Source organism: Xylanibacter ruminicola Ga6B6 (assembly GCF_000687715.1).
Classification (GTDB): Bacteria; Bacteroidota; Bacteroidia; order Bacteroidales; family Bacteroidaceae; genus Prevotella; species Prevotella ruminicola_B.
The window spans coordinates 1-15,729 of sequence record NZ_JHXD01000007.1 but is presented as its reverse complement, the minus strand read 5'-3'; the positions used below and the strand labels follow the sequence as shown (position 1 = coordinate 15,729).

Below are 15,729 nucleotides of genomic sequence, written 5' to 3'. Positions count from 1 at the left end.
TTCGTGCTCAATGACAAAGAATATCCCTGAAGGCGAGCAGCTCTTTACGGGACTTACCAAGATTGCCTACGAAGATGCGAAGGATTACGACGTAGAGGCTTACGGCACCCACTTGGAGAATACCAAGGTTGAGCTCGAGGCCGCCCTGGCTACCGAACCCAACGGATCGCTGTTTGGCAGTAGCTATTACACTGTGCCTTGGTCGTGGCACCTGTGGGTATATAATAAGTACGCGGGTAAGGACTCGGGCTTTGCACGCTGGATGACCAAAACGTTTGGTAAGCCACCTGTGCTGATGAGTCAGGTTAACCCAGAGCTTCGCAGTAGTGTGGCACGCTCGGTATTGCGCAACAACGGCTATTTCCGTGGTGATGTAACTTACGAGCTGGTGCCACAGAAGAATGCCAAAAAGTGCAAGATTGGCTATACCGTACATCTCGACTCGCTGTTTACACTCGACTCAGTGAGCTATGTCAACTTCCCAGCGCCCATTCAGGCACTCATCGATTCAACCCGCGACGAGAGTCTCATCAAGAGTCAGTCGCCTTTCAGTATCAATAACCTTGATGCCGAGCGTACACGTATCAGCACACTGCTGCGTAACAATGGCTACTATTATTACAGTCCCAGCTATGCCTCGTACCTGGCTGATACATTTGCTGTGGATAACAAGGCGCAGCTACGATTCCAGCTGGCGCACGGACTGCCCGATGTGGCCCTGCGCAAGTGGTATATCGGCAAGCTGGATGTTAACTTCCGTAAGTCGGCCCGCGAGGTGCTTACCGACTCTGTACAGCGTCGTTATCTCACCATTCATTTCAATGGCAAAAAGTCGCCTATCATGCCTCGCGTGGTGCTGCGTAACCTCAGTCTGCGCCCACGTCAGGAGTACAGCTACGAGAAGTATATGGAGTCGGCCAGTAGGATTAATGCCACAGGCGTATTCAGCAGTACCGACTTCCAGTTCACGCCTCGTCCCGATTCTGATACCCTCGACCTGCGTTTGAACTGCACCTTCGATAAACCCTACGATTTCTATATCGAGTGTAATGCCATCGGACGTACCAGTGGTCGTTATGGTCCTCAGGCCCGAATCGGTCTTACCCGTCGTAATGCTTTCCATGCTGGCGAGAAGCTTGATTTGAACCTGCATGGTGCCTACGAGTGGCAGAAGGGTGCCGATTCGGATATGAACAGCTATCAGTATGGTGCCGATGTGTCGATTGAGTTCCCACGTATCATTGCACCTTTTATTCATAGCGATCGTGTGCGTCGCGATAAGAATGGTCGTGTCATCCGTCGCCATTTCTATTCTACGCCTACCACCTATGCCAAGGTGTCGAGCGATGTGATTCGTCGCCCGGATTATTATAAGATGCATATCGTTAGTGGTGAGTGGACCTATCGCTGGCAGTCGTCGGCCAATAGTCGTCACGAGTTCTCGCCCCTCACGCTCAAGTACCAGTTTGTAAACAGCCATACCGAGAAGTTCGACTCGGTGATTGTTGAGAATCCCTATCTGGCAGCCTCGATGGAGGACTGCTTTATGCCCAAGATGCGCTATACCTATATGTACACCAGTCCGTCGTCGTTGCGCCATCCCGTCCGTTGGGAGGTAACACTCGAAGAGTCGGGCAATCTGGTGTCGCTTTGGGATTATGCTTTTGGACGTTCTTTCAACGAGAAGGATAAAGAGCTGTTTAAGACCCCATATTCGCAGTTCCTGCGTTTAGAGGCCGATTTTTCAAAAACGTGGAATCTCACCCCAACCTCGCAGCTGATAGGTCATTTTAATGGTGGCGTTATCTATTGCTATGGTAATAGTAGCGAGGCACCTTATAGCGAGTACTTCTATGTGGGTGGTGCCAATACCATCCGTGCCTTTGGTGTACGCTCCATTGGTCCTGGTTCCTTCGATGGTCGTGGGTTAGGTCGCCAGCTCGACTACCTGATACAGACTGGCGAGGCAAAGCTGGTGGGCAACCTGGAGTATCGCACCAAGCTGTTTGGCGATTTGAATGGTGCCGTATTCCTGGATGCAGGTAACGTATGGGACTTTACCGATGAGTATGTCGAGGGTGGCAAATTCCCCACATCGCTCAAGCAGTTGGTAAAGACCACGGCGCTTGGCACTGGTGTGGGCTTGCGATACGATCTGGGCTTCCTGGTTATCCGCTTAGACTGGGGCTTGGCCATCCACTGCCCGTACGAAACGGGTAAGTCGGGCTATTTTAATGTGCCCAGCTTTAGTGGTGCCCATACTTTGCATTTTGCAGTTGGTTATCCGTTCTAACGCATTTTTTTTCGATTCTTTTGTGCTTAAGTCCAAAATATTTTGTACCTTTGCACGCAAAAAATTGATATAACTCAAAAATTTTAAGAAAAAATGAAACCGACTTTGTTTTTGCTCGCAGCTGGTATGGGTAGCCGTTACGGCGGTTTGAAGCAGCTCGACGGTCTGGGCCCAAATGGCGAGACCATTATGGATTATAGTATTTACGATGCCATCCAGGCTGGCTTTGGCAAAATTGTATGGGTTATCCGTAAGGATTTCGAGGAGCAGTTCCGCACTCAGATTCTCGCTAAGTACGAGGGTAAGGTAAAGTGTGAGCTCTGCTTCCAGGCACTCGACGCACTGCCCGAGGGCTTCAGCGTTCCCGAAGGTCGTCAGAAGCCATGGGGTACCAACCACGCTGTACTCATGGGTAAGGACGTTATCAAGGAGCCTTTCTGTGTAATTAACTGCGACGACTTCTACAATCGCGATGCCTTCATGGTTATTGGTAAGTACCTGGCAAATCTGCCCGAGGGTGCTAAGAACCAGTATGCTATGGTAGGTTTCCGTGTAGGCAATACTCTCTCTGAGAATGGTACTGTAGCACGTGGCGTATGCTCAAAGAACGAAAAGGGTCACCTCACAACTGTAGTAGAGCGCACTGAGATTGTACGTTGCGCTGAGGATGGTTCAAACGCAGGTGCTGCTAACGAGCCTGTTCGTTACAAGGACGAGGACGGCAAGTGGGTAGCTGTCGAGGATAATACCCCTGTATCAATGAATATGTGGGGCTTCACACCCGATTACTTCCAGTATTCTGAGGAGTACTTCAAGGAGTTCCTGAGCGATCCAAAGAACCTCGAGAACCTCAAGGCCGAGTTCTTTATCCCCCTCATGGTTAACAAGCTCATCAACGACGGTACAGCTACCGTTGAGGTACTCGATACCACCAGCAAGTGGTTCGGTGTAACCTATGCAGCCGATCGCGACGCTACTGTTGCTCGTATCAAGCAGCTGGTCGACGAGGGTGTATATCCTAACAAATTGTTCTAAATGAATATAAACATTTTAGATACTAATCAGCTGGCCCTGATGGACCAGCTGATTTCTGATGCAAATACGGTACTTGTTACCTGTCATAAAAGTCCTGATGGCGATGCTATTGGCTCGTCGTTAGGTTGGGCCGAGTATATGCGCTTACGCGGAAAGGATGTTACCGTGATTGTGCCCGATCAGTATCCCGACTTCCTGATGTGGTTGCCCAATACTGATAAGATTGTGCGTTACGATAAGCATCGCGAAAAGTGCGATATGCTGTTTAAGATTGCCGACCTGGTGTTCTGTCTCGACTTCAATACTCCAAGTCGTGTCGACGAGATGGAGCAGGCCCTGGTAAGCAGCAAGGCCAAGAAGGTGCTCATCGATCACCACCTGAAGCCCGATGTAGCTGCCGACCTGATTGTGTCGCAGCCCGAGGCTTCGAGCACTTGCGAACTGGTGTTCCGCATTGTATGGCAGATGGGCGCCTTTGCCCAGCTGGATAAGGCTTTTGCCGTACCCGTGTATTGTGGAATGATGACTGATACAGGTGGCTTTACCTTCAACAGCACCCGTCCTGAGATCTTCCAGATTATCAGCGAGCTGCTCACCAAGCGCATCGATAAGGATCGTATCTATCGTAACGTTTATCATAATTATTCCGAGAATCGTATCCGCCTGATGGGCTATGTGATGTACGAGAAGCTGGTTTATATGCCTGAGTATCATGCCGCTTTCTATTCGCTTACTCGCGACGAGCTGAAGCGTTTCAACTATATCAAGGGCGATACCGAGGGTTTGGTAAACATGCCCCAGCAGATTAAGGGCCTTAAGCTGTCGATCTCGTTGCGCGAGGATACCGAGAAAAACCTGGTCTGGGTTAGTCTGCGCTCTGTGGACGACTTCCCCTGTAACCAGATGGCCGAGGAGTTCTTTAATGGTGGTGGACACCTGAATGCATCGGGTGGAAAGATAGAAGGAACCATCGAAGAGGCGATAGAAATTACCAAAAAGGCAATTTCTGCCTATGAAAACAAGTTAAAGTAGCCTAATATTGTTGGTGTTTACGAAAATATTCGTATTTTTGCACCATCAAATAGTAAATGCAAGATGAAGAAGATACTGTTTATCATGATAGCCATGGCCGCTGTTCTCAGCAGTTGTAACGACTATGAGACCTACGGCGATAAGAAGGAAAAGGAACGTACTGCCATTGCAAAGTTCATTTCCGACCGCTCGATTGTTGTTATTAGCGAAGATCAGTTTAACCAGCAGGGTTATACCACCGATACGGTTAAGAACCAGTATGTAAAGCTTGATAAGAGTGGTGTGTATATGCAGATTGTTCGCCCAGGCTGTGGCACCCAGCTGCAGGATGGCGAGAGCACTCGTCTGGTAGCCCGATTCGCTGAGTATAATATCCTTGAGGATACCACTACTATCAGCAACAGCGATCCCCGCTTGGCTTATAATGGTGTTTCGGTAGTAACTCTGCCCGACATTATATCAGTATCTCGTTCAGGCAGCTCTTTCACAGCATCGTTTGAGAGCGGACTAATGTATAAGGCTTATTCGAGTGCTTCGGTACCTTCAGGCTGGTTGGTCCCCCTTACTTATGTAAAGGTGGGCCGCCCTCAGTCGCTTACCGACGAGTGCGCCAAGGTGCGCCTGATTGTGCCTCATTCTCAGGGTCATGCCACAGCTTCGAGCTATGTAACACCCTATTATTATGAGCTCACATTCCAACGTGAATCTTAAGAGAATTATAAACATATTATGACATTAATCAAATCTATTTCCGGCATCCGTGGTACAATCGGCGGACGCACAGGTGACACGCTTAATCCTTTAGACATAGTAAAGTTTACCACTGCTTATGCCCAGTTTATTGGTGGCAAGAAGATAGTAGTGGGTCGCGATGGTCGTATTTCAGGCCTGATGGTTCGTAACGTAGTAGTTGGAACCTTGATGGGTATGGGCTACGATGTAATCGATATTGGTTATGCCACTACACCAACCACCGAGTTGGCTGTACGTATGGCAGGTGCCGATGGTGGTATTATCATTACCGCCTCGCATAATCCCCGTCAGTGGAATGCCCTGAAGCTGCTCAACAGCGAGGGCGAATTCCTCACAGCAGCCGATGGCGCCGAGGTGCTCCGTCTGGCCGAGGCTGAGGATTTTGATTATGCCGAAGTTGATCAGTTGGGTTCTTGCACCATCGATGATAGCTTTAACCAGCGTCATATCGACTCAGTGCTGGCACTGAAGTTGGTTGATCGCGAGGCTATCAGCAAGCGCAAGTTCCGCGTGTGTGTAGATACCATCAACTCTGTAGGTGGTATTATCCTGCCCGACCTGTTTAAGGCGCTTGATGTAGATTACGAGATTCTGAATGGCGAGTGCACAGGCGACTTTGCCCACAACCCCGAGCCATTGGAGAAGAACCTGCATGGTATCATGGATAAGATGAAGAAGGGTGGTTTCGACCTGGGTATTGTAGTTGATCCCGATGTCGACCGTCTGGCCTTTATTTGCGAGGATGGCACCATGTTCGGCGAGGAGTACACACTGGTATCAGTTGCCGATTACGTGCTCAGTCACACTACTGGTAATACTGTTTCTAACCTCAGCTCAACCCGTGCTCTGCGCGACGTTACCGAGCAGCACGGTGGTCAGTACACCGCTGCAGCCGTAGGCGAGGTTAACGTAACTACCAAGATGAAAGAGGTAGGTGCTGTGATTGGTGGCGAGGGTAACGGTGGAGTAATCTATCCCGAGAGCCACTATGGTCGTGATGCCCTCGTAGGTATCGCCCTGTTCCTGTCGAGTCTGGCACAGAAGGGGTGCAAGGTAAGCGAGCTTCGTGCTACCTTCCCTGAGTATCAGATTGCCAAGAACCGCATCGACCTGACTCCTGAGACTGATGTTGACGCCATCCTGGTTAAGGTTAAGGAGATGTTTGCTAAGGATAGCAGCGCTGTGGTTAACGATATCGACGGTGTGAAGATCGACTTCCCCGATCGTTGGGTACACTTGCGCAAGTCGAACACCGAGCCTATCATTCGTGTATATAGCGAGGCTCAGACCATGGAGCAGGCCGACGACCTTGGTAAGCAGCTCATGCAGGTGGTTTACGATATGCAATAATACATCAATAAATATTATTTCGAATCCTCGCCAATCTGTGGCGGGGATTCTTCTATTAACTATACATTCAACTATAAATATATGGATCTGGTATTATATCAAACAGTACTTTATGCAGCATGCCTGGTAAATTTTCTGTTAGCACTCTTGCTATTGTTTAATAACTACGATTATCGTAAGTACGATGTGTATCACCGTAGTTGTAAGATTACAGCTATCAACTACATCAACTTTGCCATAGGTTTCTTTATTCATGGCTATCTTACGTTGCGTTTTCAGAACCCGGTAGCAGCCTCGGCCCTCAGCGTGTCGTATTTTCACGTTGGTGCTGTTATGTTCAGCTGGAGCCACACCCCGTTGATGTGCCCCGATTATCTTACCCGCCGGATTGCCATCCGCGACATCTGTATCTTAGGTGTTGGCATCATTACCTACTGGTTGCCAGTTGTTATTCCTGTGCTCAGGCCCTATAGCGAGTGGCCGTTTGCCATCTTCTTCCTGCATGGCGTGTATCTGTCGTATATGTTCCTGAGCAACTATTTTAAAACGCAGAACAGCATTGAGCAGACCACTGTCGAGGTTAACGCTCCCAGCTGGTGGACGCCCGAAACCAAACGCCATTTGCTTAGCAAGCACCACTCGTTTATCACAGGTTGCGTTCTCATCGTTATTTTTGGTTTGGGCAGTATCGCCATTACGGCAGCCTTTCCTACCCAGGTTTGGCCTTACACTCTGCTTTCGGGTGGCGGCATGCTGGTGTTCTGGTTCATCTACTATGCCGTCAGCGAGTATGGTGGCGTCATCGAGATTGCCTCTTATGCCATGAAGATTAATAGCCTCGACGGCTCGCACCGCCAGAAATAGGTGTTCTTTTCTGCCAATGTGTCACATTACCCGTGCCGTTACCTGTATTTGGCACGGTTTTGGCAGCTATCATGGCAGAAATTAAAAGTATAACATAAAAAATAAAGTAGTATTATGAACATCAAACCATTAGCAGACCGTGTGTTGGTATTGCCAGCACCTGCAGAAGAGAAGATTGGCGGTATTATCATTCCCGACACCGCAAAAGAGAAGCCACTCCACGGAACCATCAAGGCCGTAGGTCAGGGCACAAAGGATGAGGCTATGATTCTGAAAGAGGGCGACGAGGTGCTCTATGGTAAGTATAGTGGCACAGAGCTTGAGTTCGAGGGAACCAAGTATCTGATGATGCGCCAGAGCGACGTGCTCGCCGTTATCGAGAAATAAATAGCAATGTAAATTTTTTAATTTTGAAACATTATGGCAAAAGATATCAAATTCAATATTGAGGCCCGCGATGCTATGAAGCAGGGCGTTGACCAGTTGGCAAATGCAGTAAAGGTAACACTTGGTCCTAAGGGCCGCAACGTGGTTATCGAGAAGAAGTTCGGTGCTCCTCAGATCACTAAGGATGGTGTATCTGTAGCTAAGGAGATTGAGCTCGAGGATAAGTTCGAGAACACAGGTGCTCAGCTCGTTAAGAGCGTAGCTTCAAAGACTGGCGACGACGCTGGTGACGGTACAACCACAGCTACCATCCTGGCTCAGGCTATCGTATCAGAGGGCTTGAAGAACGTTACCGCTGGTGCTAACCCCATGGACCTGAAGCGTGGTATCGACAAGGCTGTTAAGGCTGTTACTGAGCACATTGCTAAGAGTGCCGAGCAGGTTGGCGACAACTACGATAAGATCGAGCAGGTAGCTACCGTATCTGCCAACAACGATAAGGAGATTGGTGAGCTGCTGGCCGAGGCTATGCGTAAGGTATCTAAGGATGGTGTGATCACTATCGAGGAGAGCAAGAGCCGCGACACACACATTGGTGTAGTTGAGGGTATGCAGTTCGATCGTGGTTACCTCTCAGCTTACTTCATCACCGATAGCGAGAAGATGGAGTGCGTAATGGAGAACCCATACATCCTGATTTACGATAAGAAGATTTCAAACATCAAGGATTTTCTGCCCATTCTGCAGCCAGCTGCCGAGAGCGGACGCCCCTTGCTGGTAATCGCCGAGGATGTCGACTCTGAGGCTCTTACCACACTGGTAGTAAACCGTCTGCGTGGTGGTCTGAAGATCTGTGCTGTTAAGGCTCCTGGCTTTGGCGATCGCCGTAAGGCCATGCTCGAGGATATCGCTACACTTACTGGTGGCGTAGTTATCAGCGAGGAGAAGGGCTTGAAGCTTGAGCAGGCTACACTCGAGATGCTGGGTACTTGCGATAAGGTAACTGTAAGCAAGGATAACACCACTATCGTTAACGGTGCTGGCGACAAGCAGGCCATTCAGGATCGTATCGCTCAGATTAAGAAGGAGATCGAGAATACTACCTCATCTTACGATAAGGAGAAACTGCAGGAGCGCCTGGCTAAGCTGGCTGGTGGCGTAGCAGTACTCTACGTAGGTGCCAACTCTGAGGTTGAGATGAAGGAGAAGAAGGATCGTGTCGACGATGCTCTCTGCGCTACCCGTGCTGCCATCGAGGAAGGTGTTGTAGCTGGTGGTGGTACAACCTACATCCGCGCTCAGGAGGCTCTGAAGAACGTGAAGGGCGACAATGCCGACGAGCAGACAGGTATCAACATCATCTGCCGTGCTATCGAGGAGCCTCTGCGCCAGATTGTTACCAACGCTGGTGGCGAGGGTGCCGTAGTAGTTCAGAAGGTTCGCGAGGGTAAGGGCGACTTTGGTTACAATGCCCGTCTCGACAAGTACGAGGATCTGCGCGAGGCAGGAGTTATCGATCCTGCTAAGGTGGCCCGTGTTGCGCTCGAGAATGCCGCTTCTATCGCTGGTATGTTCCTCACTACCGAGTGCATTATTTGCGACAAACCTGAGAAGGAACCCGCTATGCCAATGGGCGGTGCCCCAGGTATGGGCGGCATGATGTAATTTTGCAAACCTTGCATAACAATTTAGGGGATGGATTCTGCAATCCGTCCCCTTTTTTAGTTATTTTAGCCAAAAAATGCGGTTTTTAATCACAAAATTTTTGCGGGTTACATAAAAACACGCTAATTTTGCACTCGCAAATAATAATTTTTTTGATTTGTTTTAGTAGATTAGTTTTTAAGTAGTTTGTTTTTCGAGAACCGGGTGTCGTGATGACAGCCGGTTTTTTGTGTTATTTTTCGTTTATTTGTTGGCCGTATGCAAAAAAGTTGCTATCTTTGCAAACTGTTACGTAACCAATAAAAGACATTTTATGAAGCAATTTCTGAAAATGACATTGGCCACTATCTGTGGTATTGTTATCCTCAGTCTGATTACCGGACTGTTCTTCGTTATTTCTTTGGTAGGCATGGTTGCCAGCGATTCAGCTCCAACTAAGGTCAAGGAAAACTCTGTGTTTGTGCTTAAACTCAGTGGCTCAGTCAACGAGCGTGCCGAAGAGGGTACACCGTTCGACGATTTCTTAGGCTTGGGCGATACAGGCTCTATGGGCCTCGACGATCTCATTGCCAGCATCCGCAAGGCTAAGGACAACGATGATATCAAGGGTATCTATATCGAGGGTGGTTCGGCTGGCTTCGATAGTCCTGCCACAGCCCAGCAGTTGCGCGATGCACTGAAGGACTTCAAGACCAGTGGTAAGTGGATTGTGGCCTATGCCAATAACTATTCGCAGGCTTCGTATTATGTAGCTACCGTTGCCGATAAGATCTACCTTAATGGTCAGGGCTCTGTTGATCTGCGCGGTCTTGGTGGCAAGAGCGAGTATTATAAGGGATTGTACGATAAGCTTGGCATCAAGTTCCAGGTGGCCAAGGTTGGTAAATATAAGAGCTATGTAGAGAGTAACACCCTTGCAGGCATGAGCGATTACGATCGCGAGCAGCGCCAGGCTTACCTGGGTGGTATCTGGAAGTACTGGCTCAAGGAGATGGCCGAGGGCCGCAAGGTAAAGGCCGACGAACTCGACAAGCTGGTTAACGATAGTCTGCTGGCATTCACACCTGCCGAGCAGCTCATCAAGAGCAAGCTCGTTGATAAGGTGCTCTTCCCCGAGGAGATAAAGGCCGAGATTAAAACCCGCCTCAAGCTGGGTAAGAACGATGAGGTGAATCAGCTTACCCTGAGCGACATGCTCAACGTAAAGAGCAAGCAGAAGGAGAATGGCGAGAAGATTGCTGTTTACTATGCTTATGGTAGCATTGTAGATAGCGAGGCCATGAATATGCTCGATGGCGGTGGTCATTGCATTGTAGGTAAGACCGTGGCCGACGACCTGCGCAAGCTGGCCGACGACGATGATGTAAAGGCCGTTGTGTTCCGTGTTAACTCAGGCGGTGGTAGCGCTGTGGCTTCCGAGTATATCCGCCATGCCATTAAGCTCGTCAAGGCCAAGAAACCCGTTGTAGTATCTATGGGTGGTGCAGCAGCTTCAGGTGGTTACTGGATTAGCTCACCTGCCAACTATATCTTTGCCGAGCCTACCACTATCACTGGTAGTATTGGTATCTTTGGCTTGATTCCTAATTTCAGCGGTCTGGTTACCGATAAGTTGGGCATTACCTTCGATGGTGTGAAGACCCACCAGTTTGCTGGTTACGAAACCGAGTTGGTAGCAGGTAAGGATACCCAGGAGATTATGCGTCAGATGCAGAACTACATCAATCGTGGTTATCAGAATTTCCTGAATGTAGTAGCCGAGGGTCGTGGCCTTAAGCCCGAGCAGGTTAACGAGATTGGTCAGGGCCGTGTATGGCTGGCCAGCGATGCCCTTGGCATCAAGCTGGTCGACAAGCTGGGTAGCCTCGACGATGCTGTTAAGAAGGCAGCCGAGCTGGCTAAGCTCAAGGAGTATCACACAGCCACTTATCCTGCCGAGCCAGGTTGGTTCGAGAAGCTCATGAGCAACGACACCAAGGGTTCATACCTCGATGGTCAGATTCGCGAGCTGTTGGGCGATGCCTATCTGCCACTCATGCAGATTCGCAACGATCTCAAGAACAATAGTCGTATGCAGGCACGTATGCTCGACGACATCCGCGTGAAGTAAAAAAGAAAAGAAGTTTTGGAAGGCGATTTCATCAAAATTAATAATAAGCTGCTGGGCTTTGCATGGTTGTATGGCCTGGGCGTGGGTATCAGGAATCTGCTGTTCGAGATGGGTATCTTGAAGAGCCGCTCCTTCAGTACCCCCGTTATCTCTGTGGGTAATATCACCGTGGGCGGCACAGGCAAGACCCCGCATGTTGAGTATCTTATCCGGTTGCTCAAGGGCAAGCATAACGTAGCTGTGCTCAGTCGTGGCTACAAGCGCAAGAGCAGCGGGTTTGTGCTCTCCGATAAGGATACCCCCATGCCCATGATTGGCGACGAGCCATTCCAGATGAAGCAGAAGTTCCCCGATATCACTGTAGCCGTAGATCGCAAGCGCACCCGTGGTATCAGCAGGCTCACTGCCGACGAAAGCGGGTTGGATATCGATGTGGTACTGCTCGACGATGCTTTCCAGCACCGTTATGTCAAGCCTGGCATCAACATCCTGCTGGTTGATTACCATCGTCTGGTTATCTACGATCGCTTGCTGCCTGCCGGCCGTTTGCGCGAACCCGTTAAGGCCAAGGACAGGGCCGACATCGTGATTATCACCAAGTGCCCCAAGGATCTCAAGCCTATGGAGTTCCGTGTCATCACCAAGGCCATGAATCTGTATCCCTATCAGCAGCTGTTCTTCTCTACCTTAGAGTACGATGCTCCGCGCCCCGTGTTTACCAACGAGCCTAATATCACGCCCGTAGATAGCTTGGAGGCGCTCGCAGGCAAGAATATATTGCTCCTTACAGGCATTGCCTCGCCCGAGCAGTTGATGCACGATCTGCAGCAGTATGACTCGCAGATTACCCCTCTCGTCTTTGGCGATCATCACGATTTCAAACGTAAGGATATCCAGGCCATCAACGAGGCCTTTGCCCAGCTGCCCGAACCGCGACTGGTGCTCACCACCGAAAAGGATGCCACGCGCCTCATGGTGGTTGATGGACTTACCGACGACGTGAAGCGCCATCTTTATGCGTTACCGCTGCGTATTGCTATCATGCAAGGCCAGCAGAAAGAGTTTAATCAAAAAATTTTAGGATATGTATACAAAAATTCAAGAAACAGCATCCTGGCTAAAAGAAAGGATGACCACAAGTCCCAAAACAGCGATAGTACTGGGGACAGGCCTCGGACAATTAGCTTCAGAAATAACTGATACCTACGAGTTTCCTTATCAAGATATTCCCAACTTCCCTGTGTCAACCGTCGAGGGCCACAAGGGTAAGCTCATCTTTGGTAAGTTAGGCGGTGTCGACATCATGGCCATGCAGGGCCGTTTCCACTTCTACGAGGGCTACTCTATGAAGGATGTCACCTTCCCCGTTCGCGTCATGTACGAACTGGGCATCACCACCCTGTATGTGTCGAACGCAGCAGGCGGTATGAACCCCCAGTTTAAGATTGGCGACCTGATGATTATCACCGATCACATCAATCTCTTCCCCGAGCATCCGCTGCGTGGCAAGAACTTCCCCACAGGTCCCCGCTTCCCGGATATGCACGAGACCTACGATCACAACCTCATTGCCGAGGCCGACAGCATCGCCAAGGATCTCGATATCCCCGTGCAACACGGTGTGTATGTAGGCGTTCAGGGCCCCACTTTCGAGACCCCTGCCGAATATAAGATGTATCGCATCTTTGGTGGCGATGCCGTAGGTATGAGTACCGTACCCGAGGTGATCGTAGCCCACCACTGTGGCATCAAGACCTTTGGTATCTCAGTCATCACCGACCTGGGTGGCTTCGACGTGCCCGTCGAGGTAAGCCACGAGGAGGTGCAGGAGGCTGCCAACATGGCACAGCCTAAGATGACTGCCATCATGCGCGAGATGATTATCCGAGCCGAGCGTATCCAGGCTCACAACCAAGACAAGTTTAATACCGATCACCCAACTGAAGGATGGAAATAGCAAAATTAGGAGAATTCGGTCTCATCGACCGTTTAACAAAGGATATCGCAATCAAGAACGCCAGCACCGTAAAAGGTGTTGGCGATGATTGCGCCGTACTCAGCTACCCCGATAACCAGGTATTGGTAACCACCGATATGCTGATGGAGGGCGTACACTTCGACCTTACATATATCGACCTCAAGCACCTGGGCTACAAGTCGGCCATGGTAAACATCAGCGATATCTTCGCCATGAACGGCACCCCCCGTCAGCTCACCGTCTCGCTCGCCATCAGCAAGCGTTTCAGTGTCGAGGATATCGAGGAGTTCTACAGCGGCTTGCGCCTGGCCTGCGATAAGTGGAATGTAGATGTGGTTGGTGGCGACACCACCTCGTCGTTCACAGGCATGGCCATCAGCATCACCTGTATTGGCGAGGCAGCCAAGCAGGATATCGTGTACCGCAATGGTGCCAAGGATACCGATCTGGTGTGCGTTAGTGGCGATCTGGGCGCAGCCTATATGGGCCTGCAGCTCCTCGAGCGCGAAAAGAGCGTTTACTACCAGCAGGTAGAGGAGGCACGTAAAAAGAACGATAAGCGCGCTCTCGAAGAGCTGTCGCACTTCCAGCCCGATTTCAGCGGTAAGGAGTATCTGTTGCAGCGCCAGTTGCAGACCGAGGCCCGTGGCGATATCATCCAGAAGCTGCGCGAGGCAGGCATCCGTCCTACCGCTATGATGGACATCAGCGATGGCCTCTCAAGCGAGCTCATGCACATCTGCAAGCAGAGTGGGGTAGGCTGCCGTATCTACGAAAAGAATATTCCTATCGACTATCAGACAGCCGTTATGGCCGAAGAAATGAACATGAACGTTACCACTTGCGCCATGAATGGAGGCGAGGATTACGAATTATTGTTCACCGTTCCCATCGGCGATCACGAGAAGATTCAGCAGATTGATGGCGTTAAGCTCATTGGTCATATTACCGATGCAAAATTCGGCCAGGTGCTGGTAACCCGTGATAATCAGGAGTTTGCGTTAAAAGCGCAAGGATGGAACCCGTTATCTTAGTAAATTTATTTGTTAAAAGGTGTTTAAAAGTTTGGCGGGTTCAAAAAATAGTCGTACCTTTGCACCCGCAAAACAACGAAGGGATGTTTGCAAAACGAATTTGAAATGTTGGTGCCTTAGCTCAGTTGGTAGAGCATCGGACTGAAAATCCGTGTGTCCCCGGTTCGATTCCTGGAGGTACCACTCCTCCTTTCATTAGCCCGGTCTTGCAGTAATGCAGCCGGGTTTTTTCGTATATATACTGAATTATAATTATTACATTTTTGAATTTTTACATTTCCTATGGGCATAGTTATTGGTATCGATGTTGGTATTTCAACTACAAAGATTGTTGGAATCAAGAATGGCAAGGTGTCGGCTCCAATCAGCATCACCGCAGCCGATCCTATCACGTCACTTTTTGGTGCCTTTGGCAAGTATCTGCACGATAATGATATCAATCTGCAGGATGTCGATCAGGTCATGCTCACGGGCGTAGGTGCAGCTTATATCGATCAGCCCATCTACGGTCTGCCCACGGCCAAGAGTCAGGAGTTCGTTGCCGATGGTTTAGGTGCACGTTTCGAGTCAAAGCTCGATCACACCATCGTGGTGTCAATGGGTACTGGTACCTCGTTTGTGCGCTGCGATGGCAACGATATGCGCCATATAGGCGGTATTGGCGTGGGTGGTGGCACATTGGCCGGCTTGGCCCGCATTATGCTCAACACCAGCGATATCAAGCAGGTGGCCACCATGGCCAAGCATGGCAATATCCGTAATATCGACTTGACGATTGGCGATATCAGCGCCATCCCTGTGCCAGGCTTAACCATGGATACCACCGCCAGTAACTTTGCCAACGCCCAGAGCGATGCCTCTAAGGAGGATATTGCAGCAGGCCTGATCCACATGGTACTGCAGTCGATAGGTTCAGCCGCCTGGCTCGCCTCTATAGGCAGCGATATACGCGATTTCGTACTCATTGGCAACCTCTCGTTGCTGCCGCAGTGTAAAGAGGTGTTCCCTGCCCTCGAAACGCTTTACAACATCCGTTTCCACATCCCCAAGTATTCGCAGTACTGCACCGCCATCGGCGCCGCCCTCGATTATACCACTAATCACAAATAAATAGAAAAAATGGGAACCAGCAATGATGTGACCCCGAAAAGTTGGACGATTAATTAAACATTAATTATTTATCTCTCTATAGTAGTGAGCTCGGTATAATGCCGGGCTCATTCCTTTT

At 49.8% G+C, this 15,729-nt stretch carries 13 protein-coding genes and 1 tRNA gene; all 14 read left to right on the top strand.

Features of this window, described 5'->3' with window-relative positions; genetic code table 11:
- The first annotated feature begins 10 nt into the window (after positions 1–10).
- The 14 genes from T500_RS0105990 (at position 11) to coaW (ending at position 15,611) form a co-directional block, all read left to right on the top strand.
- Complete coding sequence (locus T500_RS0105990; protein WP_230580861.1) at positions 11–2,293, top strand: BamA/TamA family outer membrane protein; 2,283 nt, start codon at positions 11–13, stop codon at positions 2,291–2,293.
- Between the two features lie 93 nt (positions 2,294–2,386).
- Positions 2,387–3,328, top strand: a complete 942-nt coding sequence (locus T500_RS0105985; protein ID WP_013065641.1) for a nucleotidyltransferase — start codon at positions 2,387–2,389, stop codon at positions 3,326–3,328.
- Positions 3,329–4,360 (top strand): DHH family phosphoesterase, encoded by a 1,032-nt coding sequence (locus T500_RS0105980; RefSeq protein ID WP_028907357.1) that lies wholly within the window; start codon positions 3,329–3,331, stop codon positions 4,358–4,360.
- 63 nt (positions 4,361–4,423) lie between these two features.
- Complete coding sequence (locus T500_RS0105975; RefSeq protein WP_028907356.1) at positions 4,424–5,071, top strand: DUF4827 domain-containing protein; 648 nt, start codon at positions 4,424–4,426, stop codon at positions 5,069–5,071.
- Positions 5,072–5,089: 18 nt separating this feature from the next.
- Entirely contained in the window at positions 5,090–6,463 is a 1,374-nt protein-coding gene (gene glmM / locus T500_RS0105970; RefSeq protein WP_028907355.1) for a phosphoglucosamine mutase, read from the top strand.
- Positions 6,464–6,544: 81 nt separating this feature from the next.
- The gene (locus T500_RS0105965) at positions 6,545–7,327 is read left to right on the top strand and encodes a hypothetical protein (RefSeq protein ID WP_155267453.1); all 783 of its coding nucleotides are present in this window, start codon (positions 6,545–6,547) and stop codon (positions 7,325–7,327) included.
- 114 nt (positions 7,328–7,441) lie between these two features.
- Positions 7,442–7,714 carry a co-chaperone GroES gene (locus tag T500_RS0105960; protein WP_028907353.1) on the top strand — a complete coding sequence of 91 codons (273 nt, stop codon included), beginning with the start codon at positions 7,442–7,444 and terminating at the stop codon, positions 7,712–7,714.
- Positions 7,715–7,747: 33 nt separating this feature from the next.
- Positions 7,748–9,379 carry a chaperonin GroEL gene (groL, locus tag T500_RS0105955; protein ID WP_028907352.1) on the top strand — a complete coding sequence of 544 codons (1,632 nt, stop codon included), beginning with the start codon at positions 7,748–7,750 and terminating at the stop codon, positions 9,377–9,379.
- Positions 9,380–9,692: 313 nt separating this feature from the next.
- Entirely contained in the window at positions 9,693–11,489 is a 1,797-nt protein-coding gene (sppA, locus tag T500_RS0105950) for a signal peptide peptidase SppA (RefSeq protein ID WP_028907351.1), read from the top strand.
- Positions 11,490–11,504: 15 nt separating this feature from the next.
- Entirely contained in the window at positions 11,505–12,689 is a 1,185-nt protein-coding gene (gene lpxK / locus T500_RS16640; RefSeq protein ID WP_028907350.1) for a tetraacyldisaccharide 4'-kinase, read from the top strand.
- On the top strand, positions 12,574–13,446 hold the full coding sequence (locus T500_RS15290; protein ID WP_051611907.1) for a purine-nucleoside phosphorylase: 873 nt from the start codon (positions 12,574–12,576) through the stop codon (positions 13,444–13,446). The genes lpxK and T500_RS15290 overlap by 116 nt, the downstream gene beginning before the upstream one ends.
- Positions 13,437–14,501, top strand: a complete 1,065-nt coding sequence (gene thiL / locus T500_RS0105935; RefSeq protein WP_028907349.1) for a thiamine-phosphate kinase — start codon at positions 13,437–13,439, stop codon at positions 14,499–14,501. Before T500_RS15290 ends, thiL begins: the two co-directional genes overlap by 10 nt.
- 110 nt (positions 14,502–14,611) lie before the next feature.
- Positions 14,612–14,684: transfer RNA gene (locus T500_RS0105930), tRNA-Phe, on the top strand.
- Between the two features lie 99 nt (positions 14,685–14,783).
- A complete protein-coding gene (gene coaW / locus T500_RS0105925; RefSeq protein ID WP_028907348.1) occupies positions 14,784–15,611 on the top strand; it encodes a type II pantothenate kinase in 828 nt (275 codons plus the stop codon).
- Positions 15,612–15,729 lie beyond the last annotated feature (118 nt).

Coding starts and splice junctions, on each gene's coding strand:
- T500_RS0105990 (WP_230580861.1), top strand. CDS start 11: ATGACAAAGAATATCCCTGAAGGCGAGCAGCTCTTTACGGGACTTACC.
- T500_RS0105985 (WP_013065641.1), top strand. CDS start 2,387: ATGAAACCGACTTTGTTTTTGCTCGCAGCTGGTATGGGTAGCCGTTAC.
- T500_RS0105980 (WP_028907357.1), top strand. CDS start 3,329: ATGAATATAAACATTTTAGATACTAATCAGCTGGCCCTGATGGACCAG.
- T500_RS0105975 (WP_028907356.1), top strand. CDS start 4,424: ATGAAGAAGATACTGTTTATCATGATAGCCATGGCCGCTGTTCTCAGC.
- glmM (WP_028907355.1), top strand. CDS start 5,090: ATGACATTAATCAAATCTATTTCCGGCATCCGTGGTACAATCGGCGGA.
- T500_RS0105965 (WP_155267453.1), top strand. CDS start 6,545: ATGGATCTGGTATTATATCAAACAGTACTTTATGCAGCATGCCTGGTA.
- T500_RS0105960 (WP_028907353.1), top strand. CDS start 7,442: ATGAACATCAAACCATTAGCAGACCGTGTGTTGGTATTGCCAGCACCT.
- groL (WP_028907352.1), top strand. CDS start 7,748: ATGGCAAAAGATATCAAATTCAATATTGAGGCCCGCGATGCTATGAAG.
- sppA (WP_028907351.1), top strand. CDS start 9,693: ATGAAGCAATTTCTGAAAATGACATTGGCCACTATCTGTGGTATTGTT.
- T500_RS15290 (WP_051611907.1), top strand. CDS start 12,574: ATGTATACAAAAATTCAAGAAACAGCATCCTGGCTAAAAGAAAGGATG.
- thiL (WP_028907349.1), top strand. CDS start 13,437: ATGGAAATAGCAAAATTAGGAGAATTCGGTCTCATCGACCGTTTAACA.
- coaW (WP_028907348.1), top strand. CDS start 14,784: ATGGGCATAGTTATTGGTATCGATGTTGGTATTTCAACTACAAAGATT.